This window comes from Pseudoalteromonas sp. S4741, assembly GCF_005886135.1.
GTDB classification, from domain to species: domain Bacteria; phylum Pseudomonadota; class Gammaproteobacteria; order Enterobacterales; family Alteromonadaceae; genus Pseudoalteromonas; species Pseudoalteromonas tetraodonis.
The window spans coordinates 1-25,742 of sequence record NZ_PNCN01000054.1; the positions used below are offsets into that span (position 1 = coordinate 1).

Sequence of the window (25,742 nt, forward strand, 5' to 3'; positions counted from 1 at the left end):
GTAGGTAAGGGGCGTGAGCAGGACGCGGAAGCTTTGCTCGGTTTTTACTTAGCCCACTAGGTTACAAACCTCGCGCCGCGATTAAACCGCCCCTAGTTTGAACAAATTTTAATCCGCAAAGGTCAACAGACCCTAGTTCTGAGGAGCATAGTTTACATGGCTGATTTTTATCAAAATGGCATTATTACAACACTACATAACATTGCCAATAGACCCGTAGACGATTTAGAAAAAGAGTTACTTGGCTTTAGTAAACAGCGACCAATGGGGCTTATATTGCCTTCATTATTTAGTGAGTTAGAAGGCCCTGCTTTACAAAATATTGTTAAAGAGCTGCAACAAGTACCGTATTTATCGCAAATAACTATAGGCTTAGACAGAGCCGACGAAAGCCAGTATCGCTATGCATTGAACTTTTTTAAATCGCTTGATCAAAACCATAAAGTGTTGTGGAACGATGGCCCACGTTTGCAGGCGCTCGATAAAGAGCTTCAAGCTTTAGGTGTGGCGCCACGCGAGCTCGGTAAAGGCCGTAATGTGTGGTATTGCATGGGCTATAAACTCGCTACCGCTAAGGTTGAGTCAATAGCACTACATGATTGCGATATTTTAACTTATGACCGAGGCTTATTAGCGCGATTAATTTATCCCGTTGCACATCCTCGATTTAACTATGAATTTTGTAAAGGCTTTTACCCGCGTACTGCCAATGGAAAAATAAATGGTCGAGTATCACGTTTACTGGTTACTCCGTTATTACGCTCGTTTAAAACCATATTAGGCAGCAGAGACTACCTTGAGTATATGGACTCGTTTCGTTACCCATTAGCCGGTGAATTTTCGTTTAGACGCGATGTATTAAACGATATTCGTATTCCTAGTGATTGGGGATTAGAAATTGGCGTATTAAGCGAGATGTACCGTAATTACTCCCATAACCGCTTATGCCAAGTTGATATTGCCGATAACTACGATCATAAACACCAAGAATTATCGCTGGATGACCAAACTGCTGGCCTTTCTAAAATGTCGATTGATATAACCAAAGCGTTATTTAGAAAGCTAGCGACTCAGGGGGTTACCTTTACCAGCGAAACCATTCGCTCATTAAAAGCGACATATTACCGCATTGGTTTAGACTTTATTGAAACCTATCATAATGATGCGTTAATGAACGGTTTAACACTTGATATTCACCAAGAAGAAAAAGCGGTAGAAATGTTTGCGCAAAATATTATGAATGCTGGCCAACACTTTTTAGAAAACCCAATGGAAGCGCCATTTGTGCCGAGTTGGAACCGTGTAGCTTCGGCGATGCCCGATGTACTAGATCGATTAAAAGAAGCCGTTGAGCTTGATAACGAACAATACAGTTAAATTGGTATACTTAAACGAGGCGCCTGTGAACATAGTTAGGGAACAGTTTTTTCAACGAGTCGAACAACATTTACATACCATTTATCAAGGGGTTGAGTTACCTATGTCGGTAGCTGAGTTGGCTGAAGAATTAATCACCTTGATACTAGGTAATAACCAACTTCGAGATCCCACGCCGCACACTAATCGCTGGGATGAACAAGATATTGTTTTAATTGCCTATGGCGATTCTATTATAAATCATGAAGACAGTGAGTTAGCAGTTGGAACTCCCCTAGAGGCGCCGTTAAAAACCTTGCATCGCTTTATAAAAGAGCAGTGCGATCACCAGCTTAATGCGCTGCACATTTTACCCTTTTATCCGTATAGCTCAGATGAAGGGTTTGCGGTAATGAACTATGCGCAAGTTAATGAAGCGCTGGGCGACTGGCAAGATATTAACGCGATTGCAAAAGATGTAAAACTGATGGCGGATTTAGTGATTAATCATTGTTCTAGCCGAAGTCTTTGGTTTGAAAACTTTTTAGCCGATACTCACCCAGGGAAAGACTACTTTAAAACAGCCAGTTTATCTGACGATTTAAGCCAAGTCGTGCGCCCACGAACCTCGCCATTATTACATACGGTAGCCACAGCAAGCGGTGATAAGCATGTATGGTGTACATTTAGTCATGATCAGGTGGATTTTAATTTTGAAAACCCTGAGGTTTTAAAAGAGTTTGTTGGCATTATTCGCCACTATTTAGATAACGGTATTCGCCTATTTCGCCTTGATGCTGTGGCCTTTTTATGGAAACAACTAAATACCAGTTGTATAAACTTGCCACAAACGCATGAAGTGGTGCGTTTATTGCGAACGCTGATTGAGCATGCTGAGCCCAGTGTGGTGATTATTACCGAAACCAATATTCCTAATCAAGAAAATCTATCTTACTTTGGTAATGCCAACGAAGCCCATGCGATTTACAACTTTGCCTTGCCGCCGCTGTTATTGCATACCTTACTTAGCGGCGATAGTAGCGCGCTTAAGCACTGGATGATGAGCATGCCGCCAGCGCAAAACGGTACCGCATATTTTAATTTTATTGCATCACATGATGGCATTGGTTTGAGGCCAATTGAAGGCTTATTACAACCGAGTGAAGTTGCTTCGTTAGTAAGCACGACCATGCAATTTGGGGGACGTGTTTCAATGCGCACCAGTCACGATGGTACACATACCCCTTATGAGCTAAATATTGCCTTATTTGATGCCTTACAAGGGACGCATGATGGCGCAGATAAATATGGCCTTGAGCGTTTTTTGTGTGCCCATGCCATTATGTTTGCAATGGAAGGAATACCAGGGCTATATATACATAGTTTACTTGGTACAACTAATGACTATGAGCGTTTTGAAAATTCGCAGCACAATCGCGCAATTAATCGTCATCGCTGGCAAGAATCGAGATTATTAGCGGCTATTGAAGAAAAATACAGCCACCATCACCAGGTGTTCAAGGGAATAAAACAATTATTAGCAGTGCGTAAAAGGCAAGCTGCATTCCATCCTAATGCCACACAATTTACTTTGCACTTAGGAGAGGGGTTATTTGGATTTTGGCGACAAAGTATAGATCGCCAACAAAGTATTTTTTGTGTTTATAATATTAGCAGTCAGCCACAAAGCTTAACCTTAGCCGATTTAAACTTAATAAATACTCAGCAATGGGTTGAGCTAATTTCTAAAACAACACTCGATGACGCGCTACAAACCATGCAGTTAGCACCCTATCAAACGCTTTGGCTATCTAACAAGGCATAAATAGCGTTTATCTCGACAATATACATTCAGAGTTTTAAATAAAGTAACCGCACTGTAAAGGGGCTTTACAGTGCTATTGCTCAAGCGCTAAAAGTAGATTTTCTATTGTGAATTTATGCCAATCAGCGCGTGTTTTACTAAACTGTATAAAGTTTATTTCTGCTAGACCTGTTGTATTTATCGCCTTATATAAGGGAGTGTTTTCATCAGTAAGTGGGTCAAAAATATCAACTGAACGATGAAGCAAAGGACTAAGTTTTGGTTGCGTATGGTTGTCGAACAGATTAACCAGAGCATAAGCACCTAACAAAACATGACCTCCTATAGATACATCAAGCTCTGAACCATTATTAGGTGGAACCTCCCAGTTAATACCGCCCACAATAACCTGAGATTGCATGTTTAGCTGTTTTAATGCCCTTTTTGCGCCAAAAGCAATTGCATCATTCGCACACCAAATAATGTTAATTTCAGGAGTTTGATGCATATACGCCAAAGTTTTTGTAAACCCTTCTTGTTCAGACCAATTGGCAACCTCTTTAGCGATTAAAGTAACTTGCGGCGTTTGCGCTAAAAAATCCATTAACCCTTGAGTGCGCATAATAGAAGCAGGCGTTGCATAGTCGCCTAATAACGCCAATATATGTGCGCTAGTTGTTGTTTTATTGGTAAACTTTTTATAAAGCTGCTGCATCAATGATATACCTGCAACGCGATTATTTGGGGTAATACTACCGACTATGTTAGTGCCATTTTTACGTAACATATCAAGTGACGCAGGCGAAGGGCGATTTAATAAAAAGTAAATAGGGACATGTTTACTGTCTATTTTAGAGAGGTACTTACTGGTAACATTTTTTTCGTTTACGAGAATCAGATAATCGGGCTTATCATTTATAGCCTGCTGAATAAGCTCTTTCATTAAAATATGATTTCGGTTGGCGTATTTTATCGTTAATGTAACATCTAAATCAGTGGCTGCATTTTGCATGATTTTAGAAACATGAAACCAAAAATCACCGGTTTTATTGCTATTAGCTTCAGTTGAATTTGAAAAGCCAGGATTGATGAATATGATCTCTAAGGCATTAATACTGTAACTACTGAATAGCAGGCAGGAAAAAGTTATCAGGCGGTGTAATTTAAACAAAGGCATATGTTTCTCTATATATTTTATAAAGCTCGATTTTTATCTTGCTAACTAGCTCCGTGGTGACATCTAAGCGTTATGCTATATAATACCCTAGTAAGTTTACCATGTATGCAGCAATTAATTTTTTTAGGATTTATGAATGAAAGCAGTTTTATTGTTAATAGTATTACTCTTTAGTCAAACAGTTGCCGCTAATGACGTAAGTGATTTAGAAAAGACCATGAAAAATATAGGGCTGGCTTATAAACAAAGTGTTGAAGCAACCCAACTTAAAGAATTTAATGGTGCTATCGATGAATTTATTGGATTGATAGAGCAAGGTAAGAAAGCCAAATTTTATAAAGAAGCTGAGAAGTCGGTGCAAGGGCTCGATAAAGTACTTGTTCAAGCCCAGTTAGCCAAAAAAGTAGCGAATGAGCAGGGACTCGAAGCTGCAAAAAAACCACTTAAAGCTATCGATAATTTACGCAAAAAATATCATAAATTACATGAGCCTCCAGGCTTTTTTGAATTACTGTTTGGAAAATAAGGATTAGCAATGGAAATTTCAGTTTCAATGTTAGACGGTCAAAAGTTGAGTGCTAAGTTTGGTGAGCATGAGGTGATAAGCGATCAAAGCATAAACGCTGGTGGTGGGGCAGAGCACCCAGAGCCGTTTGACTACTTTTTGGTTAGCATGGTTTTGTGCGCTGGTTTTTATGCGCGTAAATTTTGTCAGCAAAGAGAGATCTCAACCGACGGCATGACGCTGACACAAAATAACGAAAATGTAGATGAAAACGGTAAGAAGCTTTTTTCAATCGAAATTGGCTTGCCAGAAGGTTTCCCCGAAAAATATAAAAAAGCACTTATTGCTGCTGTAAATACATGTACCGTGAAAAAGGTTATTCAGGCAGTGCCTGAGTTTTCTGTTGAAGTAAAGTAAATACCCTTTAACAATAATGCCGAGTATAAACTCGGCATTATTATTTATCCCACTATTTTTTCTTCATACCCTGCACGGCTTTAAATCTAGGGTTGTTTTTACATATCACGAATACTCGCCCTTTGCGCTTTACAATTTGACAACCTGGTCGTTGTTTTGCACTTTTTAATGAACTTAATACTTTCATTTGCTTTCCTTTTTAGCTGTAGAGAGGTTTTTAAAGCGACGATTAAATTGCGCAACGCGGCCATCAGTAGCAAGTGTTTTTTGTTTTCCGGTATAAAATGGGTGTGAGTCAGATGAAACATCAATAGGCACATAGGGATATGTATTACCGTCTATTTCGATAGTGCGATTGGTTTTAATGGTTGAACCAATAATAAAGTAAGAATCAGCTGCAGTATCATGAAAAGCAACCACATGGTAATCAGGGTGAATATTGGGCTTCATTAAACGCCTTTAATGTTATGTGATAGTATATCATTTAATTTAACGTATTTATTTTCCCTTTGCAAATCATTTTAAATAGCCTTAAACGCAGCGTAATTGCTACGTAATTGCTGCGTATTTGCACAAAGCAGTCAAAAAATAAGCACTTAGATCAAAAGTACTAGCTATTAGTATTTAGGCTGCTATAACTAGTCTCAGCAAAAAAAAATAATAAAAATTTAATAACGTTAATAGAGGTAGTTTTATGAGTGACGCTCAGGCACAACAAGACCAAATCGACCAAGGAGTCATGGATACTCTTAGGGAGCGCGATCATAGTGTATTGGCAAAACAAGTTGACTCACTCGCATGTACTCATAACGATATCATTGAATTACTTGCTCATTATTTAGCATTAAGCGAACAAGACGATGATGAGTTATTTGACGATTGGTTTGACTCGCTTTCAAAAGAGCAACACACCGTATTAAAAGTATTTGAAGTTTATCGCGGGCAGTATGAGCACCAAAACTAATCCGTTTGGTTGTAATAGCCATTTTATTAAGATGATGCTGGCTGCCAAGTATGTAATTTAATGTTAACAAAGGTGTGTGTTTTTATACCTAAGTAAAATATAAAATCACACTTTTTTAAGACAATAGTATGTAGTTTTTCTCTTGATTATCTTTCATATAACTAATTGATGTATAAAGCTTTGTAATGAGTTACACTTATTTGTATAAACAGTAGCCTCACTATGTTTAATAAATGCACTCCTTTTATTAGGTGAACAAAGAAAAGGATCATTCTAATGCCGCACTTAAATGAAATACGCAAAAGAAACAACGTCAAAATAATTGGCAAGGGTGATAAAACCTTAGTGTTGGCTCACGGCTTTGGCTGTGACCAAAATATGTGGCGATTTATTATTCCTGCCCTTGAACAACATTTTACTTTAGTGCTGTTTGATTATGTAGGCTCAGGTAACTCTGATGTGGCTAAATATAATAAACAGCGCTACTCAACCCTTGATGGGTATGCCAAAGACGTACTAGAAATATGTGCCGCACTTGAACTTACCGATATTACATTTATAGGCCACTCTGTTAGCGCAACAATTGGTGCACTTGCTGCCATTGAGCAACCAGAGTTATTTGCTCAGCTTGTTATGGTTTGCCCCTCACCGTGTTTTTTAAATTTACCCCCTGATTATTTTGGCGGATTTGAAAAACAAGAACTTCACGAATTACTTAACCTAATGGATAAAAATTACATTGGCTGGGCCAATTACTTAGCGCCTTTGGTTATGGGGAGTTCTCATCCTGATGAATTTATAGCGGAACTATCGGGAAGTTTTTGCTCAACCGATCCCCTTATTGCAAAAACCTTTGCAGAAGCCACGTTTTTATCCGACTACCGTTTTATACTTGAACATATAAAACAGCCTACTTTAATTTTACAAAGTGAAAATGATGCTTTAGCCGCACCTTCTGTTGGGGAGTTTGTAGCGAATGAAATTTCAAATGCAACACTTAAGGTTATTAGTGCGCATGGCCACTGTATACATATGACGCACCCAGAAACAGTCAGCCGTTTAATTTTTGATTTTGTGAGTTAGCCACATGTCACTTAATAAAGTAGATGAAAAACTTGCTGATTATTCCGCAGATCACTTTTTAAATGGTGCATTAGTGACAAATGCAGATAACATTATTGTTTATGCAAATACTTATTTTCAAAAGGAATTACAGTGGAATACTAATGAGCTTATTGGCAAGTCGGTTGATAAAATTATAACTAAATCATCAAAAATATTTTTACAAAGTTATGTGTTTCCTACCTTACTGCACGAAAAGCAATGCCAAGAAATGCAGTTAATTATGCTCAGTGCTCAAGGGGAGCGTATGGCGGTTACCGTTAATGCTCAGCTTGATGAAAAGAGCTATATATACTGGAGCTTTTTTAACGCGACTCAGCGAGATAAGCTTTACGACGAGCTGATTAAAACACGGGAAAAGTTAGAAGCGCAAACTGAACGCTTACAATCTTTAGCGTCTACCGATGAGTTAACCAACTTATTAAATAGAAGAGAGATGAATTGCCGCAGCGTGCTGTTACTCGAACAGGCTATGCGATTAAAGCAGTCGGTTGCATTATTAATTATCGATATTGATAATTTTAAAGTCGTTAATGATACCTTTGGGCATTTAGAAGGGGATCGAGTTTTAAAAGAGTTGGGGCAACGTCTTAAACATTTTGGTCGACAAACCGACCTTATTTCTCGTTACGGCGGTGAAGAGTTTTTAATTATGCTGCCAGATACAAATAAAGCAGATACTTTGTCATTTTGCCAAAGGCTGCATTTATTAATTGCTGAAATTAAAGTAGGTAATCGCCCAGTAACCGCCAGTATTGGGGCAAGTTTGAGTACTGCGAAAACGACGTTTACTGATTTATTTGCCCAAGCCGATAATGCGGTATATGAAGCCAAAGAGCGCGGAAAAAACAGAACTCAATTATACGATAACCCCTAACTAAATAGAGGTAAACTCAACAAGGTATTGAGTTGAGCTTACCCAAAAGACGGCAGTTATAGTTGATATTATTGCTCTACACAGTTGTTTTTTGCTAATGGTGATGCTAATACGGTATCGGAGTGCCAAATTCTATCCCATATTTTAGGTAAGTTGTTTAAGTTGGGTCTTTGGCTTATTTTTTCAAAATTACCGACACTGATTGCTGAGCCATCTTTCTGACCGACAACAAAATTAAACACATAGGCACACTCCATGCCCATGCGTAAATCAGAGAGAATAACTTTGTCTTGCTGCTCGCGAACGGAATAAAACCCTTTTGTAAACCACTGCAAGCGTTTAACACCCCATTCATTTTTAATCTCGTTTAGTAAAGAAGGGGTTGTTTGATATGCATTTAAGGTAACCTCGTTGGCTGTATCAAACACCGATGCATAGCCTTCATAATATTTCCCATCCGACATAACAACCACCCGCCAAAGCAAAGTAGTAAATGGTGCTGGTGTGCTAATGTATTCATTGATTGTGATGCCTCTGTTTTGCAGCGCAGTGTTGACTTTATCGTCAATAACAACTTTAAGAATAAGCGAACAGCATAAATAGAGAGTACTTACCGTGAGCGTAATTGCGTTAATTTTGTAGGCGGTCGGGGCGGTTATTTTTGGTATTAAAGTGCTTATAACCCCTACTAAAAGTGGTAACGTGTAGAGGGGATCAATAATAAACATATTTGAAACCGCAAACGGATGCTCTGCAAGTGGCCACATTAATTGCGTACCGTACACAGTGAGTGCATCCAATAGTGCATGGGTTGATAAACATAAAAACACTAACCAAAACCAACGCGTTTTATACGCTTGCATGCCAGTGTGTATTTTTAAAATTAGCCAAACAATTAAGGGGCTAATTAACAAGTGCACAAATAAAGAATGGCTAAAACCGCGATGATAGGTAAATGCCTCTACGCTGCCGCCATAGGGTAAAAATACATCTAGATCGGGTAAAGTGCCTAAAATAGCGCCCCACGCTACGGCTTTTCTACCTACTTTATTACCCAGTACCGTGTAGCCTACGGCGCTACCTAGTGCGACTTGTGTTAAAGAATCCATACTACCTCATCTAAATAATGCAACTGCAGTGTTTATACTCAGCTTAATCTTAAAACCGTCAATAATGTAAATTATTTCATTAAGTTGCTCTTTAAACCCAGTTTAAAAGCGATTTATAAACTTAGTCGCGGTTGTATAAAATCTAAAAATGCAACGATACGGGAAGAAACCGCCTCATTTTTGTAATAAACGCCATAAATAGACTCTCGGCTATTTGGGCTACTCACGCTGTGGGGTAAAACTTCTATTAATCGTTTTTTGGCTAAATCTTCTGCAATCATAAATTGTGAGAGAAGTGCTATGCCTTGATCAGCAATACATAAATGCCTAATGGTTTCGCCGCTGCTAGCCCTTAAATCAAAGTGCAGCGATTGCTCATGCTTCAAGGGCCATTGATTAAGAGTATTGGGCTCACTGAAACCAATTAGGTTATGGTTTTTAAGATCTGAAACTTGCTGTAACGGTGGCGCATTTTTTAAATAATCAGCGCTTGCGACCAATTTTAATTTACTTTGGCCTAATTTACGCGCGTGTAGGTTTGAATCTTTTAAGTCTCCAATGCGAATAGCTAAATCTGTTTTGCGCTCAAGTAAATCAATAATATTGTCGTGGGAGGTAATATCGAGCGTGATTTGCGGGTATTGCTCTTTAAACTCATTAACTAGTGGCGCTAGTTGATGCAAAACAAAAGGGCTTGCTGCATCTATACGTAAGTGCCCGCTAGGTGCTTGCTTTAGTAGCTTTATTGTTTCTTCCCCTAAGAGCAGCGTGTTTAAAGCCTTTCGCGCATATTCTATGTATATATGTCCTTCCTCGGTCAGTTCTAAACGCCGAGTTGTTCTGTTTAATAATGTGCAGTTTAGCCTGTTTTCAAGGCGAGATAGCGCTCTTGAAACCTTAGCTACATTTAAATCAAGTAAACTAGCCGCACCGGAAAAACTGCCACAATCCACAATGGTAATAAACATTTCTAGATCTTCAGTTTTAGCTTGAACAGGCATAAATTCACTCATTTATATTTGCAAAATAAACAAAAGTATTTTGCCATTTATGCTATTTATTGCAAAGGGGTTTTTACACACACTATGCATCTATTTAAAAAATGAGGATGTATTTATGCCATTGGCTTTATGGGCGCTTACCTTAAGCGCATTTGCAATTGGAACAACCGAGTTTGTTATAGTGGGTTTAGTGCCAACTATTGCAAACGATTTAGGCGTGAGCTTACCATCAGCAGGCTTACTAGTGAGCTTATATGCAGTTGGTGTAGCTATTGGCGCACCGGTACTCACTGCATTAACGGGGCGCTGGAACCGAAAAGTGGTACTTATAAGCCTTATGGGCTTATTTGTTATGGGTAATTTATTAGCTTGGCAAGCGCCGAGTTACGAAACACTAATACTGGCGCGCATACTAACTGGCTTAGCTCACGGTGTATTTTTCTCTATTGGCTCAATGATAGCAACAAGCTTGGTAAGTAAAGACAAAGAGGCGAGCGCTATCGCAATTATGTTTACCGGCCTTACGGTAGCGCTTGTAACGGGTGTGCCATTAGGAACATGGATTGGCCAGCACTTTGGCTGGCGTGCAACTTTTTTAGTGGTTTCGGCATTAGGTTTAATTGCGCTAATTGGCAGCGCTATTTTAGTACCAAAAAACTTAAAGCAGTCTATTCCGGCGACGTTTAAAGAGCAGCTACAGGTTATTGTTAAGCCGCGCTTATTGCTCGTTTATTTAATGACTATATTAGGCTACGGCGGTACGTTCACCGCGTTTACTTACTTAGCGCCTATATTAGAGCAGCAAACTGGCTTTGCACCATCCGCTATTGGTTTAATAATGCTGGTTTATGGTGTGTCGGTGGCTGTTGGTAATATATGGGGCGGAAAATTAGCCGACAAGCGAGGCCCAATTAGCGCACTGAGTATTATATTTAGCGCGTTAACAATTATTTTATTGGCTTTCACCTTTACTATGGAATCAAAAGTAGCCGCGGTGCTGACTATTTTAATATGGGGGGCATTTGCATTTGGTAATGTACCAGGTTTGCAGCTTTATGTAGTAAAACAGGCAAAAAAGCACACTCCTAATGCGGTAGATGTCGCATCGGGCTTAAACATCGCGGCGTTTAATATTGGAATAGCCTTAGGCTCTGTTACAGGGGGGCTTGTAGTCGAGCATATGGAACTAAAAGATACCGCATGGATTGGGGCCGTTGTTTCATTACTGGCTTTAATAGTCACTCGATACAGTGGCAGGCTAGATAAACATAATGTTCAGGCTAAATAAAGCCGAACTCATATAGGTTAGTCTTGAAATAAAAATGAATGGCCTCAGTATTCGCATGAGGTCAAAATTTTAAATCAAAAAAGTAATCGGTGTATTTAGTAAACGCGACGTTTGAATTTTAAACCAATTATTTAACAAGGATAAAGCTATGACACAACGTGTAATTGAAATGCCAGACTTAGGTATGGGTACTTTTCGTTTAGAAGGTAAAACTGCTTATGAATCTGTAAAAATGGCGTTAGAAGTAGGATTTCGTCATATTGATACCGCGCAAATTTATGGTAACGAAGAGCAAGTTGGCCAAGCTATTAAAGACAGTAATATCCCCAGAGATGAATTATTTATTACCACCAAAGTATGGAACAATAAACTCAATAAAAACGACTTTATCGCAAGTGTAGAAAAGTCATTAGAAAAGCTGCAAGTTGACTCGGTTGATTTATTGCTAGTTCACTGGCCTGCACCATCAAACAATGAGCCTATGAGCGAATACCTGACTGAGCTACTAAAAGCTAAAAAGTTAGGGTTAACTAAACATATTGGCGTATCAAACTTCACTATTGCGAACTTAAAAGAAGCGATGCAAACGTTAGACTCGCGTGAAATATTTACTAACCAAGTAGAAGTGCATCCTTATTTAACCAACACCAAACTGCGCGCCTTTTGTGCTCAGCATGACATACATGTAACAGCCTATATGCCGTTTGTGGTTGGTAAAGTGTTGAACGATCAAACCATTATAGATATTGCCAATAAACACGATGCAACGCCAGCGCAAGTGGTTATTGCATGGGAAAATGCGAACGGCATGACCACCATTCCATCATCGACCAAGCGTAAAAACTTAGAAGATAACTTTAACGACAAAGTTAAACTTGATGATGAAGACATAGCGCGTATAGATGGCCTTGATTGCAACGACCGCCAAGCAACGCCCGACTTTGCACCGCAGTGGGATCAATAACCAAAGAGCTAAAGCTAAAACAGGTGCAGTAAAGCTGCACCTTTATTTTTTAAACAAGGAACACCCATGTTAACGGTAATTGCCACACTATCGAGTGAAAATAGCGATGCAGATCGCCTTTTAACCGAGCTCGAAAACTTACAACAGACCTCGCGCCAAGAAGTAGGCTGCTTGCGTTACGAGCTATCAGTTAAAAACGATGCTGAGCAAACCATCTATTTAGTGAGTGAGCAATGGGCGTCTACTGAGCATTTTGAAGCCCATAAAAACGCACCACACTTTAAAGCCTTTGGTGATGCAGTAGGTACATTTATTACCTCTACCAATATTGATGTGTATAAAACCATTGGTTAACAGCACAAAGCTAATAGCAAAGCAGGAGCTGTAACTTTATTTAATCGATAAGTCGTATTTTAAAATAAGGGCATCAATATAGCGGCTACGTAATGTGAGTTGCTTTTCGTGATCGGCGCCATGGCTGAGGGCTTTATTTAAAAGCTTCATGGCGGGGTGAATGCGGGTGCGCTCGTCCTTATCTAAACTAGCTTTACTGCGCAGTTCGGTTATATCGTCCACTAATAATCTGCCAATATCCACAGCCACAATTTCATCAATTAAGCCATTTTGGGTGAGCACCCCATATTTGCTGCATAAAAACTGTTGCCACACTTGCTGTAAATGTTCTTCTATTTCACAGCCAAACAATTCTTCGTTAAATATAAAGCCTTGCTGTGCAAGCTTAGCTAAGCATTGGGTATAGTACTGAGCAAACAAATTAAACGCCTGATTAGATGACTCAATTTTTTGCTTTATAACTCCTTGACCCCAGTTTACGCAGCCACGGGGATAGTAATCGTCGTATTCTTCACATTCATACAAGCCTGAATAAGAGCTGCAACTCATCTGGTTTTTAATGCAATAACTGGGTTTAGGGAAAATGCTTTGCGCTTGCCAATCTTCAAGAGTTTCAGTGTCTATGTTGAGTGCTTGGCATAACTCATCAGTGTGATAAAAGTGAGTGCTTAAATAGTCAGATAAACGCATAGTGGCTCGCTTAATAGTAAAAAACAAAATACTGTTTATTTATACAGTTGTTTATTTTGTATCATCAAACTCAATAACACAAGCCATTTTATAATTAAATACTGGCTATCACTGCAAATAGCGCGGTAAATATGGTACAAATAGGCCAAGTATTAATAACAATGATTTTTTTATGCGCACCCTAGAACAAATTAAACAAGCAAGCCTTATTACTGCAATTAAAACACCTTACTTAGCCAATGGTGAGATCGATCTTGCAAAGTATGATGAACTCGTTGAAATACAAATTGCAGCGGGTGTTGACGGCATAGTTGTTGGTGGCACCACCGGTGAAGGCCAGTTAATGAACTGGGAAGAGCACTTAATGCTAATTGCGCACAGTGCCAATAAATTTGGTGATAAATTACTGATTGTAGGTAACACCGGCAGTAATAATACGCGCGAAGCAATTAAAGCAACTAAATATGGTTTTGCCAGCGGCATGCATGCCTCATTGCAAATTAATCCTTACTACGGGCGCACATCTATTGCGGGTGTTAAAGAGCACTTTAAACGTGTGCTTGATATTGGTCCGGCGTTTATTTACAACGTAGCAGGGCGCACAGGCCAAGACCTCACCCCTGATATTATTAAACCACTGGCACAGCATGAGCACTTCATTGGTGTTAAAGAATGTGGTGGCAATGAGCGTATAGCACACTATGAACAACAAGGCATTGCGTGTTGGTCTGGGAATGATGACGAAGCACACGATGCACGCCACACCCATAAAGCACATGGTGTTATTTCAGTTACCTCTAACCTGATCCCAGGGTTGTTTCGTCAATTAATGGATAGCAAAAATGATGCGCTTAATAATTCATTACAACCATTAATGAACTGGCTGTTTTGCGAGCCAAACCCAATTGCCATTAACACCGCGATGATCATGACCGGCGCGGTTAACCCAGTGTTTAGAATGCCTTACGTGCCGCTTAGCGATGAGCAACAGCAACAAGGTGAAACGCTAATTAATCAGCTTAATGAGCAAGATTTTGTCGGTAGCCGAGCGCAGTGTGTTGATATTAGTAAAGTTTTGATTTTATCTTAAATTCTTTATTAGACACGTTTTTAAAGCAGCCTACTGTAAACTCAGAGGCTGCTTTTTATATCACTGCCAATAGTAGTTGAGTTTAAGCTGCCACATAGCTGAATTAGCATGAGTGACCGCTAATCGAATATCAATATCTTGGCTAATAGGCACTGCCAGTTCTAGTTTGGTTTGCGCTGGGTTTTTAGCATTTAAGAATGACTTTTCATAGGATGCTCTGAGCTTATATCCCACCTATCTCACTTTGGCTATTTTTTACTAAAATACTTAGCACACTAAAAAAGGCCAGTTCCAGATTCAATAGGAATATTTGACATATTGAACTGCTTAACAACATTATTTTCATCAAATAACATTACTAGCTCACTACGTGTGCCTTCTGATTTTGTACTAGCTAAACCATAGGCAAGTAAGATAGAGCCAACTGTTTCAACCGTAAATGCTGAAGTATTATCATAACGATACTTCCATATTGATAGTCCACCATCTGTATAGCTCGTCTTATACGGGCTTCCAAATTCTATACGTATTTCTTGCTGAGTTGTTTTACCTTTTATTATTTTTGCACTGGCATCTACTTCTGTTAAATCTTCCATTGACGGGTTACCGCTATTTGCACAACCACTTACCGTAATGATTGAACAAAGGATTAAACCCCAAGCGAGTATTTTTTCACTATATAACTCAATTTATTTAAATTTCTAGTCAAAAACTAACATAGGCATACCTATCCAAATTGTAAATCAAAATTTTAATCCTTAATCAAGTACAAAAGTCTTCTATTGATTAACTTTATTTAGAATAGCCATTGTAGGAAATAGCTAACTACCCTGCATTTTATAAATTAGTGGTTTCTGGTGTTTAAAACTAACTGTTTAAGCGAATTTGCTGTATAATTTGCGACCCTTGATAATGTGGCCGCAGGTTATACAGCAATGAATTTTAAATCTTTTAGTTTTGCCCCTGAACTTATTCAGGCGTTAGACGAACTTAATTACCACACCCTTACGCCCATTCAGCGCGCAGCTATTCCGGCTGTTCGTAAAGGTAAAGACGTTTTAGCAAGTGCTCAAACCGGTACAGGTAAAACCGCTGCCTTTGCACTCCCTATTATTCAAAAATTATTTGAGTCAGATTGCAGTACTACGAATGCGCCAAGCGCCTTAGTCCTTGCGCCTACGCGTGAGCTTGCAGAGCAAATAGCGAATAACTTTAAAGACTTTGCTAAGTACACTTCGCTAAAAGTAGTGAGTTTATTTGGTGGTGTTAATACCGCAGGACAAGAAATTGCACTCAAAGAAGGTGTGGATATTGTAGTAGCAACACCAGGGCGTTTACTTGATCATATTCGTTTAGGTAACTTAAGCCTTGCCCAAGTAAAACATTTAGTACTTGATGAAGCTGACCGTATGCTCGATATGGGCTTTATTAATGACATGCAAAGCGTGATAAAAAGCTGTGCTGATGAGCGTCAAATCTTATTGTTTTCAGCAACTTTCCCAGCAGCAATTAAACAATTTGCCTCTAAAGTGCTAAAGCAACCTGAAATTGTCCGTGTTGATCAAACTAACAGCACCGCAAGCACAGTACAACACGTGGTTTACCCGGTAGAAGAGCGCCGTAAGCAAGAGTTGCTTTCTGAGCTGATTGGTAAGAAAAACTGGCAGCAAGTGCTGGTGTTTGTAAACATGAAAGAAACCGCAGATGAGCTAGTCACTGAACTTAACCTAGACGGTATCCCAGCTGCAGTGTGTCATGGTGATAAATCGCAGGGTAACCGTCGTCGTGCGTTACGTGAATTCAAAGAAGGCAAAGTACGGGTTCTAGTTGCAACAGAAGTAGCAGCCCGTGGTATTGATATTGACGGTTTACCACGTGTTATTAATATTGATTTACCTTGGCTTGCTGAAGATTACGTACACCGTATTGGCCGTACCGGTCGTGCTGGTAACCAAGGACAAGCAATTTCGTTTGTGAGTCGCGAAGAAGAAAACATGTTGTTTGAAATTGAAACCTTAATTGGTCAAAAAATTAAACGTGTTTACTTAGAAGGTTACGAAGTAAGTAATCGTGAAGTACTGATTGATAAAATTGGTAAAAAGCCAGCGCATTTACGCCGCACCCGTGCTAATAAGCCATCAGGCCAAGCTACCGGTGAAGCGAGAGCGAAAAACCGTTCGCGAATTTCTAATGTACGTAAAAGCTTAAAAGGCGAAAAGCTATCACTTAAAAAGTAAGATAGCTAAGCCATTAAAAAACCTGAGTTTACTCAGGTTTTTTTATGCCTAATACATTATCGATAATAGCAGCGTACTTATACGCAGCCGCTTCATCGTTCTGATTAGCTATAACTGATAAACCAACCGGTAAGTGGCTTACTTTACCAACCGGTAAAGTAATATGGGTCGTCCCTGCAATAGCAGGCAATGAACTACTACTGCCTTTAAAGTTATCACCGTTAATTAAATCGGTTTTCCACGCGGGCGAAACGGTGGGGGCAATTACAATATCGAGCTTATTATTGCGGTATAAATTGCTAATAGCGCGGTTTGCTAGTGCGCGATATCGCGCTTTGGTGCTTTTGTATCGTTGTATTTCACTCAAATCAACCGCGTTAGCTTGTTGTAAAATATCTTGCTCAAAGTAGGGCATTTCCTGCTGTTTATTTGCGCTATTAAATGCGATTAACTCATCTAAACTTTTTACGGTTACCTGCGTTGGTGTTTTGCTTAAGTAGTGGTTAATTTCGGCTTTAAAGTCGTAAAGTAGGATGGCGTATTCATCAACGTAAAGCGTGCTTAAGTCATCTTTTACTGCAACATTGACAACGGTATGACCTGCGTCTTTTAATGTTTGTAACTGCTTAGCGTAAAGCTTTTGTGTTGCCACAGTAAACTTACTGGCAGGTAACGCGCCTATCCTCAGTGATGGCTTAGGCGCTATACTATCAAGCTTTCTATTTACGTTGAGTGTCGATACATCGTCTGAGTCTTCACCTTGAATGACTGATAATACCGCGAGTGCATCTTTTAAAGAATGCGCCATTGGACCTACCGAATCTTGGCTACTAGAAAGGGGGATCACGCCTGCGCGTGAAACTTGCCCCATACTGGGTTTAATGGCGTACACCCCATTAACCGAAGCAGGGCAGGTAATCGAACCGTCGGTTTCGGTGCCCAGCGCAATAGGTGCAAAATTTAAAGCAACCGCCACAGCAGAGCCCGAACTTGAGCCACACGGATTACGAGTTACATCATGGGCGTTATGGGTTTGCCCACCTATTGCACTCCAACCAGATGATGAATACGATGAGCGAAAATTAGCCCATTCACTTAAGTTCGCTTTGCCTAAAATAATAGCGCCTGCTTGGCGTAATTGTTTAACCACAAAGGCATCTTTATCGGTAACGTTATTTTTAAGTGCCAGTGAACCTGCTGTGGTGGGTAATGTACCTGTTGTTTCAATGTTATCTTTTAGTAATACCGCAATACCATGTAAAGGGCCTGCCCATTTTCTGGCTTTAAACAGCGCATCGAGTTGTTTGGCTTGTTCAATTGCAGTGGGCTCAATACTAATTACCGCATTATATTTAGGGTTAAGAGTGTTTATTCTGTCGATATAAGTGCGGGTAAGCTGCTCAGCGGTGGTGGTATTATTTTTATAGGCACTGTGAATGTCACTAATGGTTTTAAGCTCTGTATTGTTAGTCGCTGCGTGTAAGTTAGTTATTGTGCAAACACATAAGATTAAAAGTAGCCGTTTTATACTCATTGTTATTATCTATTTTATGGAAACACAGGACATTTTTAGCACAAAAAAACCTCACAACGTGAGGTTTTTCGATAAAGGTCGATTAAATCGAGTTAGGCGTTTTCTAGCATCGATAACGCAACCGCCTCTGCGGCTTTAATGCCATCAATACCCGCTGATAAAATACCGCCTGCATAACCTGCGCCTTCACCTGCAGGGTAAAGCCCTTTGGTATTAATGCTTTGGAAAGTTTTATCGCGCTTGATACTAATAGGTGATGAAGTACGCGTTTCTACACCCGTTAGTAAGCCACCATTGGTTGAAAAGCCACGAATTTGTTTATTAAAGGCAGGAATTGCTTCACGCAAGGCTTCAATCGCAAAAGGAGGTAATACGTTGCTTAAATCAGTCAGTTTTATGCCTGGTGTATACGAAGGCTGTACATCGCCTAAATTAGCCGATGATTTACCTTTTAAAAAGTCACCAATCAGCTGTGCAGGGGCATCGTAGTTTTTACCACCAAGTTCATAGGCTTGCTCTTCTAGCTTACGCTGTAAATCAATGCCGGCTAGGGGATGCCCAGGGAAGTCTTTTTCTGGCGAAATACCCACTACAATAGCGCTGTTAGCATTACGTTCACTACGTGAATATTGGCTCATGCCATTGGTGACGACTCGGCCTTCTTCAGATGTAGCGGCTACTACTGTGCCGCCAGGGCACATACAAAAGCTATATACAGTACGGCCGTTATTACAATGGTGTACTAATTTGTAATCTGCAGAGCCTAAAATAGGGTTACCCGCATTATCACCAAAGCGGCATTCATCAATCATTGATTGCTTATGTTCTATTCTAAAGCCCACTGAAAAGGGTTTAGCTTCAACATAAATGCCTTTATCGTGGATCATTTTAAACGTATCGCGGGCACTGTGGCCAACCGCTAATATCACATGGCGAGTTTCGAGCTGTTCACCATTAGAAAGCGTAAGCCCAGTCACTTGGCCGTTGTCTAAATGAATATCGTCAACGCGCGTGCTAAAACGAATCTCACCACCAAGTTCAATAATACGTGCACGCATTTTTTCAATCATGGTTACCAGTTTAAAGGTACCAATATGCGGCTTACTCACGTATAAAATTTCTTCAGGAGCACCAGCCTCTACAAACTCAGTAATGACTTTACGACCATAATGTTTAGGATCTTTTACTTGGCTGTAGAGCTTACCGTCTGAGAACGTGCCTGCACCACCTTCACCAAACTGTACGTTTGATTCTGTATTAAGTGCCTTTTTACGCCAAAAGCCAAAGGTGTCTTTGGTGCGTTCACGTACCTCTTTACCGCGCTCTAAAATAATTGGTTTAAAGCCCATTTGTGCCAGCACTAAACCGGCAAATAAACCACATGGGCCAAAGCCAATTACTACAGGGCGCTCTTTAATGCTGCTATTAGCGTGTGCTACAAATTTGTAGTTGGTGTCAGGGGAGACTTTAACGTGTTGGTCTTTTTCAAACGAGGTTAACAGGTGTGCTTCGTTGTCTACCTCAACATCAAGCGTGTAAATCAGTAAAATGGCGCTTTTTTTACGTGCATCGTAACCGCGTTTAAACACATTGTAGCTGTGTAGCTGCTCTGGGCTTATATTTAATTTATTGATGATGGCTTGGCCAATAGCATTTTCGTCATGGTCAAGCGGCAGCTTTATTTCGGTTAAACGTATCATTAATATCTCTTTTGGTGTCATAGCGGAAAGTAAATTCCGCTCACAATAAGGGGTGTGCACAAAGCGCTGATTTATAAGCGCCATATGTTACGTTAAATTGCCCACTTTTGGCACTTATTTATTGTGTTTTGGTAAGGGTTGGGTATGATCCGCAGCTGTTATTGTGAAACATTAGGTATTAAACCATTATGGCGTTTGTAGTCACCGAAAACTGTATAAAATGTAAGTATACTGATTGCGTATCAGTATGCCCTGCAGATGCATTTTTTGAAGGTCCTAATTTTTTGGCTATTAGCCCTATTGACTGTATTGACTGTGGTTTATGCGTACCTGAGTGTGCCGCTGATGCTATTTTTCAAGAAGATGAATTACCTGAATCGCAAAAAGAGTTTACCCAATTAAATGCGGAGCTAGCAGAAATATGGCCACGCATCACCCAAGTTAAACCCGCCCCGGAAGATGCCGATAGCTGGAATGGTGTGGCTAATAAATTAAAACTTCTCGACACATAATCATTCTACTTCGTTGTGTCAGTTTGACATAATAAGCGGATTTAATAATTTAGCACCGAGTAAAAACCTGCAATTAACGCCAACATTAACCGCACTGAGAAACGATCAAAAAACACAAGTACCTGGTGCGTGGGATAATGGCGATGTAGACACTGAATTAGGGCTTGATCTTCGTTGGGGTATTACTAAAGATGCCGTAATTAATGCCACCATAAACCCTGACTTTTCTCAGGTAGAAACCGATTCGTTAGAACTGGATGTAAACACCACATATTCTATTTATTACGCAGAAAAACGCCCGTTTTTCTTAGATGGCGCATCTTACTTTAAAAGTAACTTATTTGAACTGCTTTATACCCGTACCATAGCTGAGCCTACTATTGGCGCCAAGCTCACCGGTAAAACCGACAGCCACAGTTATGCGCTAATGTTTGCAGATGACGACAACAGTAATATTTTATTGCCAACTAACCAAGGCTCGGGCTTTGCCAACTTAAATGATAAAACCAAAGCGGCGGTGGCGCGATACCAATATGATATTGGCCAACAAAGTACTATTGGTGTCACTTCTACACATAGAGAAAGTAGTGACTACCATAATACGGTGCTATCGGTTGATGGCAGCTATGGTTTAATCAGTCAGATACGCTTAATTATCAAATCGCGAATGCTGATACCAACAACTTGCCGCTTTTAGACCTACAAAAGATCTAAGATTATGGTTATACGCCGAATACGCAAGCCGTATAGATTACACTAATGAGCAGTTAGGCGATGTTTTAACTACACAACCGCAGGCTGTTTGGGATATTAATAATCATTGGCAGGTGGATGTTAGGCATAATTATAGTCATTTAGATGATTACCAAGGGCGACGTGTTTTTACCGCAAACCTTATTGATTTTAGGCTTTATTATAAGTTTAGCATGCGCGCTATGCTTAACCTGATTTTACAGTTTGAAGATATAGACAGAAATGAAGATGCTTACTTTTATCAGGTTAGTGAAATCAACAAAGATTATGAAAGTCAGCTGGTTTACTCATACAAAATTAACGCACAAACGTTATTTTATTTAGGTTATTCAGATAAAGGTTATCAGGGTGACTCGTTAAAAAGCATTGAGCGTGACCAACGTACTTTCTGTACTAAAGTCAGTTATGCGTGGCAGTTATAAGGTTATAAACATTATGAAAGCAAGGTTTTGCTAGGCAATAAAAAACACGCTACTGGGTAGCGTGTTTTTTGTTTTACTAAATGGTAAACCTAGTTATTACAAGTCAAAAGTACGTGAGATAGCAAGTACAATTCGCTCATCGGCGTAATCGTAGTCCAAGCTGGTATTCTCAGCTGCTACTTCAATACCAAACCCTTCATAGCTTGTTTGGTACGCTAAGCGGTAGTGATAATACGATTTGTCGCCCTTAGCTTCATCCCATTGGAACTTATTGCCATCGAGTGAGTTTGAAATATCAAAGCTGGCACGAATCGCATGATTTGGCGCAAGCTCGAAAGTGTGCGCAATCATCGAAATCACATGGCCAGTATCGTAGCCAAAGTAATCCCAGCTGTACCAAAAGTTAAGCTCTGTTTGGCCGTAGTCACTGGCGTAACCAAATTTAGTATACGCTTCTGCATAGTTACCATCGCTGTTATTACCTTGGTAAGTGTAATAAGCAATACCGTAATCAAGGCTTACTTGTTCGTTTAACTGAATGTATCGGCCTACGTATGCATCTAGTTCAAAGTCGGTGTCATCACCAAAATCTACGTTTGATGCCCATACACCGGCATAAACACCGTTATCATACGCGTAGTCAAGGCTTGCTTGTAGCGCAGGATCGTTATCTGTTTGAGTTACACCATTAAAGGTGTAATCAGATGCAGCCGTAATCGTTGTTGACCAGTTAGCCGCTGCTGTTGTTGATAAAACAGTTAATGGTAAAGCGATAAAAAGGTGTTTTAATTTATTGTTCATGTGATTTCCTAGCTGATTGTTTCTATTTTTGTGTAATCAATTTTATTCGCTTTAGGCGATCCTTCGATATTGCTGACTGTTTTAAGTTTGCTGTAGGCAATAAAACCAATACAAATAAAGAATAACCCTATAACTAAAGCACCAACCCATTGAATTTGTAAAAACTCAAGCTTAAATAGCAATGTTAGTAGCGACAAAGCGACAACGTTCATGGCAATGTACTTAAATTTACCAAGGCGTTTTACAGTTAAGTTTAAATTATCTGTGTATAAACGGATCAGTGAATCGAGCGAGTTGATAACAAACACGATACCTACAAACACCATGGCAAAGTTTTTAATACCTGAAGTTGGAATGCCGGCTTCGTGATAGTGATATAACACACTAAACCAGATAGCGATTGGAATTGACGGGAAAATTAACATAGCGCCCAGTACTTGGTATGTTTTTAGACCGCCCACAAAACGCGATGTAAATTGACCAATCATAATACTCCACGCAAACCACCAAAATAAGTAAAACTCATGGTAATCATTCAGTGGTAATACAAACTCATTGATGTTGGCAAAGTAATTACCAATTAATCCGATGTTTTTAGTAAATGCAGAGAGTTCACTGTCGCCAAATAAGAAGGCATCAGCCCACATAAAGCCAATTAGGGCTATAAACAACCAAGTAGTTGCAATACTTAAAAAGCGTACATATTTAATATCGGTACTTGAATACACCGCAAAGCAAATAGCGGCAAGCACGATTAAGTAAAACGCAGGAATAACATTTGAGCCATCACCGAGTTCAGGTAAATACCACGGCAAGTTACTCAGTAATAAGTAAGCGGTAAACGCACAGGTACCAATAATAACGACATTATTTATAAACTTAACCCATGGAATTTCAAAAAATTTCACTTTGGGTTCTATTACACAGAAATAAAAGCACGTAAGAAAATAAAATCCCCAAATTAAAAATCCCCAATAACCAAACTCAATAGAGAGTGGGTTGGCAAATGCATATTCTGGGCTTGCTTTTATGTCTGCATAACCGGCAAATTCGGTTAAAGGAAACATAATAAGGCCAACGTCTAGGCCTGAGGTAAACAGGATTGCTATAAAAGTGAATGTTCTCACTGGTGTGACGCCTACTACACGTACATTACCCCATTTTATTAAAATAGTAACAATGGCAAGTAAGGTGAAAATAATGCCTGCATTAAGCCAAATAGTCATTATCGCCCTCCCAGAATGAATAAAAATAACACATATATACTCCGTTTTTTATTGTGCTTGCATTAACACAGGCATAACCTATTTATGCTTGTGAGCCACTGCAAGGCGCATAAAGGCACTCCTTAAAGCATTTTGCTTAAAAGAGTGGCCTTTATGGCAGGCTAAATTAAAGGGTTTTATTTCGTTGTGAAGTTTGCCAATCAGTGGCATTCACAACATCAACTCCTGTATGAGCTAAAGGCTTATTACCTAAAATAATATCAGCGGCTTTTTCGGCCACCATAATGGTAGGCGCATTTAAATTACCATTAGGTATGGTTGGAAAAATCGACGAGTCAACTACACGCAAGCTTTGCATGCCATGGACTTGGGTATTTGAGTTAACTACAGCCATGTCGTCTTCACCCATTTTACAAGAGCAAGAAGGGTGGTAAGCACTTTCCACTGCTTTGCGCACAAAGGCATCAATTTGCTCATCCGTTTGAACTTGTTGCCCTGGTTGAATTTCTTCACCACGAAAGTCGTCAAAGGCAGGTTGTTCAATAATTTCACGCGTTAAACGTACGCACGCCCTAAAGCCTTCAATGTCGTCTTGGTGCTCAAGATAATTAAACACAATCTTTGGTGGCTGCGTCGGATCCGCTGAGGCAATGGTGACGCTACCACGACTTTTAGGTTTGTTATGACCTACATGCACTTGAAAACCATGCCCTGCAAATGCACTGCGTCCATCATAACGCATTGCTGCGGGTAAAAAGTGATACTGAATATCAGGCCATTCAACACCAGGTTTTGAGCGAATAAAGGCACATGATTCAAAGTGATTAGTTGAGCCTAAACCTTTACGGGTAAGCAGCCATTTTGCACCAATTAAACCTTTAGAAAACAAGCCTAATTTACCGTTTAAGGTAATGGGTTGTTTACACTTATATTGAAAGTAAAACTCTAAATGGTCTTGCAAGTTTTGACCAACACCTTGTAGGTGATGTTTTACTTCAACACCTGCTTTTTCAAGTATTTGTGTATCACCAATACCGGACAGTTGTAACAGGTGAGGAGAACCGATAGAGCCCGCACTTAAAATAACCTCTTTACTTGCTGTGGCTGTTTTAACTGTGCCATTGAGCTTGTATTCAACACCGGTTGCTTTTTTACCGTCTAAAATAACGCGCTGCGCAAGTGCATCGGTTACAATTGTTAGGTTACTGCGATGTTTAATCGGATCTAAATATTCACGAGAGGCTGAGCTGCGCACACCGTTTTTAACGGTCATGTGCATAGGGCCAAAGCCTTCTTGTTGAGCACTATTATAATCAGCTGTAGTGGCATAACCCGCTTGAGCACCAGCATCAATAAAGGCGCTATACAAAGGGTTTTCCATGTTATTACCGTTATTAACGCCAAGGGGGCCTTTTCCACCACGATGGCTGTTTTCACCTAGGTAAAAACTTTCTGCTTTTTTAAAATACGGTAAACAGGCTTGATAATTCCAGCCATTAGCGCCATGTTGCTGCCATTCATCAAAATCTTTTGCATGACCACGTACATACACCATGCCATTAATAGATGATGAGCCGCCAAGCACTTTACCGCGTGGGCAGTGCATTTCACGGTTATCTAAGTACTTTTCTGGCTGCGTATGAAATTGCCACGCATACTTATCGGTATTCATTGGAATCGACAGAGCAGTGGGCATTTTAATAAAGATGCTTTTATCGCTGCCGCCGGTTTCAAGTAACAATACCTTGTTACTTGAATCTTCAGACAGGCGATTTGCTAACACACAGCCTGCCGACCCTGCGCCTACAATAATATAATCAAAAGAGTGGTTCATAATGA

26 protein-coding genes and 1 pseudogene are annotated in these 25,742 nt (G+C 39.8%); 14 read left to right on the top strand and 13 right to left on the bottom strand.

Going from position 1 to position 25,742, the window contains the following annotated elements:
• Nucleotides 1-156 precede the first annotated feature (156 nt).
• Both CWC30_RS08870 and CWC30_RS08875 read left to right on the top strand, forming a co-directional pair.
• Complete coding sequence (locus CWC30_RS08870; protein WP_138626907.1) at nt 157-1,377, top strand: glycosyltransferase family protein; 1,221 nt, start codon at nt 157-159, stop codon at nt 1,375-1,377.
• Nucleotides 1,378-1,402: 25 nt separating this feature from the next.
• Nucleotides 1,403-3,181, top strand: a complete 1,779-nt coding sequence (locus CWC30_RS08875) for an alpha-amylase family glycosyl hydrolase (RefSeq protein ID WP_138626908.1) — start codon at nt 1,403-1,405, stop codon at nt 3,179-3,181.
• Between the two features lie 73 nt (nt 3,182-3,254).
• Here the strand turns inward: CWC30_RS08875 and CWC30_RS08880 are convergent, their stop codons facing one another.
• On the bottom strand, nt 3,255-4,337 hold the full coding sequence (locus tag CWC30_RS08880; RefSeq protein WP_138626909.1) for an ABC transporter substrate-binding protein: 1,083 nt from the start codon (nt 4,335-4,337) through the stop codon (nt 3,255-3,257).
• Between the two features lie 136 nt (nt 4,338-4,473).
• On the opposite strand from CWC30_RS08880, the gene CWC30_RS08885 reads away from it, so the two are divergent.
• Complete coding sequence (locus CWC30_RS08885) at nt 4,474-4,863, top strand: cytochrome b562 (RefSeq protein WP_036983935.1); 390 nt, start codon at nt 4,474-4,476, stop codon at nt 4,861-4,863.
• 9 nt (nt 4,864-4,872) lie between these two features.
• Nucleotides 4,873-5,259 carry an OsmC family protein gene (locus CWC30_RS08890; RefSeq protein WP_138626910.1) on the top strand — a complete coding sequence of 129 codons (387 nt, stop codon included), beginning with the start codon at nt 4,873-4,875 and terminating at the stop codon, nt 5,257-5,259.
• A gap of 52 nt (nt 5,260-5,311) precedes the next feature.
• Here CWC30_RS08890 and ykgO read toward each other — a convergent pair whose 3' ends face one another.
• Together ykgO and CWC30_RS08900 are read right to left on the bottom strand one after the other, a co-directional pair.
• Nucleotides 5,312-5,446 carry a type B 50S ribosomal protein L36 gene (ykgO, locus tag CWC30_RS08895; RefSeq protein WP_002958669.1) on the bottom strand — a complete coding sequence of 45 codons (135 nt, stop codon included), beginning with the start codon at nt 5,444-5,446 and terminating at the stop codon, nt 5,312-5,314.
• Nucleotides 5,443-5,709, bottom strand: a complete 267-nt coding sequence (locus CWC30_RS08900) for a type B 50S ribosomal protein L31 (protein ID WP_028834757.1) — start codon at nt 5,707-5,709, stop codon at nt 5,443-5,445. Before CWC30_RS08900 ends, ykgO begins: the two co-directional genes overlap by 4 nt.
• A 244-nt stretch (nt 5,710-5,953) precedes the next feature.
• Here CWC30_RS08900 and CWC30_RS08905 point away from each other — a divergent pair, with 244 nt between their 5' ends.
• The 3 genes from CWC30_RS08905 to CWC30_RS08915 all read left to right on the top strand — a co-directional run bounded on the left by CWC30_RS08905 (nt 5,954) and on the right by CWC30_RS08915 (nt 8,222).
• Nucleotides 5,954-6,223: a hypothetical protein gene (locus CWC30_RS08905; RefSeq protein ID WP_138626911.1), complete on the top strand. Its 270-nt coding sequence runs from the start codon at nt 5,954-5,956 to the stop codon at nt 6,221-6,223.
• Between the two features lie 276 nt (nt 6,224-6,499).
• Nucleotides 6,500-7,306 (top strand): alpha/beta fold hydrolase, encoded by an 807-nt coding sequence (locus CWC30_RS08910; RefSeq protein WP_138626912.1) that lies wholly within the window; start codon nt 6,500-6,502, stop codon nt 7,304-7,306.
• Nucleotides 7,307-7,310: 4 nt separating this feature from the next.
• Nucleotides 7,311-8,222, top strand: coding sequence for a sensor domain-containing diguanylate cyclase (locus CWC30_RS08915; protein ID WP_138626913.1), 912 nt, complete (start codon nt 7,311-7,313; stop codon nt 8,220-8,222).
• A gap of 68 nt (nt 8,223-8,290) precedes the next feature.
• Here CWC30_RS08915 and CWC30_RS08920 read toward each other — a convergent pair whose 3' ends face one another.
• Together CWC30_RS08920 and CWC30_RS08925 are read right to left on the bottom strand one after the other, a co-directional pair.
• Nucleotides 8,291-9,331, bottom strand: a complete 1,041-nt coding sequence (locus CWC30_RS08920; protein ID WP_138626914.1) for a metal-dependent hydrolase — start codon at nt 9,329-9,331, stop codon at nt 8,291-8,293.
• Between the two features lie 113 nt (nt 9,332-9,444).
• Nucleotides 9,445-10,332, bottom strand: coding sequence for a LysR family transcriptional regulator (locus CWC30_RS08925; protein WP_171034704.1), 888 nt, complete (start codon nt 10,330-10,332; stop codon nt 9,445-9,447).
• A gap of 115 nt (nt 10,333-10,447) precedes the next feature.
• Between CWC30_RS08925 and CWC30_RS08930 the strand changes: the two genes are divergently transcribed.
• The 3 genes from CWC30_RS08930 to CWC30_RS08940 all read left to right on the top strand — a co-directional run bounded on the left by CWC30_RS08930 (nt 10,448) and on the right by CWC30_RS08940 (nt 12,938).
• On the top strand, nt 10,448-11,620 hold the full coding sequence (locus CWC30_RS08930; RefSeq protein ID WP_010388973.1) for an MFS transporter: 1,173 nt from the start codon (nt 10,448-10,450) through the stop codon (nt 11,618-11,620).
• A 148-nt stretch (nt 11,621-11,768) separates the two neighbouring features.
• Nucleotides 11,769-12,584, top strand: coding sequence for a 2,5-didehydrogluconate reductase DkgB (gene dkgB, locus CWC30_RS08935; RefSeq protein WP_013463211.1), 816 nt, complete (start codon nt 11,769-11,771; stop codon nt 12,582-12,584).
• 66 nt (nt 12,585-12,650) lie between these two features.
• Complete coding sequence (locus CWC30_RS08940) at nt 12,651-12,938, top strand: putative quinol monooxygenase (RefSeq protein WP_036983942.1); 288 nt, start codon at nt 12,651-12,653, stop codon at nt 12,936-12,938.
• Between the two features lie 36 nt (nt 12,939-12,974).
• Here the strand turns inward: CWC30_RS08940 and CWC30_RS08945 are convergent, their stop codons facing one another.
• On the bottom strand, nt 12,975-13,628 hold the full coding sequence (locus tag CWC30_RS08945) for a DUF6058 family natural product biosynthesis protein (RefSeq protein WP_138626917.1): 654 nt from the start codon (nt 13,626-13,628) through the stop codon (nt 12,975-12,977).
• Between the two features lie 172 nt (nt 13,629-13,800).
• Here CWC30_RS08945 and dapA point away from each other — a divergent pair, with 172 nt between their 5' ends.
• Nucleotides 13,801-14,718, top strand: a complete 918-nt coding sequence (gene dapA / locus CWC30_RS08950; protein WP_138626918.1) for a 4-hydroxy-tetrahydrodipicolinate synthase — start codon at nt 13,801-13,803, stop codon at nt 14,716-14,718.
• Nucleotides 14,719-14,778: 60 nt separating this feature from the next.
• Here dapA and CWC30_RS18385 read toward each other — a convergent pair whose 3' ends face one another.
• Nucleotides 14,779-14,952, bottom strand: a complete 174-nt coding sequence (locus tag CWC30_RS18385; RefSeq protein ID WP_171034703.1) for a hypothetical protein — start codon at nt 14,950-14,952, stop codon at nt 14,779-14,781.
• 41 nt (nt 14,953-14,993) lie between these two features.
• A complete protein-coding gene (locus CWC30_RS08955; RefSeq protein WP_138626919.1) occupies nt 14,994-15,314 on the bottom strand; it encodes a hypothetical protein in 321 nt (106 codons plus the stop codon).
• A gap of 339 nt (nt 15,315-15,653) precedes the next feature.
• On the opposite strand from CWC30_RS08955, the gene CWC30_RS08960 reads away from it, so the two are divergent.
• Complete coding sequence (locus tag CWC30_RS08960; RefSeq protein ID WP_016899720.1) at nt 15,654-16,955, top strand: DEAD/DEAH box helicase; 1,302 nt, start codon at nt 15,654-15,656, stop codon at nt 16,953-16,955.
• 28 nt (nt 16,956-16,983) lie between these two features.
• Here CWC30_RS08960 and CWC30_RS08965 read toward each other — a convergent pair whose 3' ends face one another.
• Both CWC30_RS08965 and CWC30_RS08970 read right to left on the bottom strand, forming a co-directional pair.
• Complete coding sequence (locus tag CWC30_RS08965; protein WP_138626920.1) at nt 16,984-18,489, bottom strand: amidase family protein; 1,506 nt, start codon at nt 18,487-18,489, stop codon at nt 16,984-16,986.
• 92 nt (nt 18,490-18,581) lie between these two features.
• Nucleotides 18,582-20,189: an NAD(P)/FAD-dependent oxidoreductase gene (locus CWC30_RS08970; protein ID WP_138626921.1), complete on the bottom strand. Its 1,608-nt coding sequence runs from the start codon at nt 20,187-20,189 to the stop codon at nt 18,582-18,584.
• A 188-nt stretch (nt 20,190-20,377) separates the two neighbouring features.
• On the opposite strand from CWC30_RS08970, the gene fdxA reads away from it, so the two are divergent.
• Together fdxA and CWC30_RS08980 are read left to right on the top strand one after the other, a co-directional pair.
• Nucleotides 20,378-20,701, top strand: a complete 324-nt coding sequence (fdxA, locus tag CWC30_RS08975; protein ID WP_008114035.1) for a ferredoxin FdxA — start codon at nt 20,378-20,380, stop codon at nt 20,699-20,701.
• A 10-nt stretch (nt 20,702-20,711) separates the two neighbouring features.
• Nucleotides 20,712-21,876 (top strand): annotated as a pseudogene (locus CWC30_RS08980) (DUF5916 domain-containing protein); the annotation flags it as partial.
• A gap of 96 nt (nt 21,877-21,972) precedes the next feature.
• Here CWC30_RS08980 and CWC30_RS08985 read toward each other — a convergent pair.
• The 3 genes from CWC30_RS08985 to betA form a co-directional block, all read right to left on the bottom strand.
• Nucleotides 21,973-22,677, bottom strand: coding sequence for a TorF family putative porin (locus tag CWC30_RS08985; protein WP_138626922.1), 705 nt, complete (start codon nt 22,675-22,677; stop codon nt 21,973-21,975).
• A gap of 8 nt (nt 22,678-22,685) precedes the next feature.
• On the bottom strand, nt 22,686-23,903 hold the full coding sequence (locus tag CWC30_RS08990; RefSeq protein ID WP_036983948.1) for a BCCT family transporter: 1,218 nt from the start codon (nt 23,901-23,903) through the stop codon (nt 22,686-22,688).
• A 166-nt stretch (nt 23,904-24,069) separates the two neighbouring features.
• A complete protein-coding gene (betA, locus tag CWC30_RS08995) occupies nt 24,070-25,737 on the bottom strand; it encodes a choline dehydrogenase (RefSeq protein ID WP_138626923.1) in 1,668 nt (555 codons plus the stop codon).
• Nucleotides 25,738-25,742: the final 5 nt, after the last annotated feature.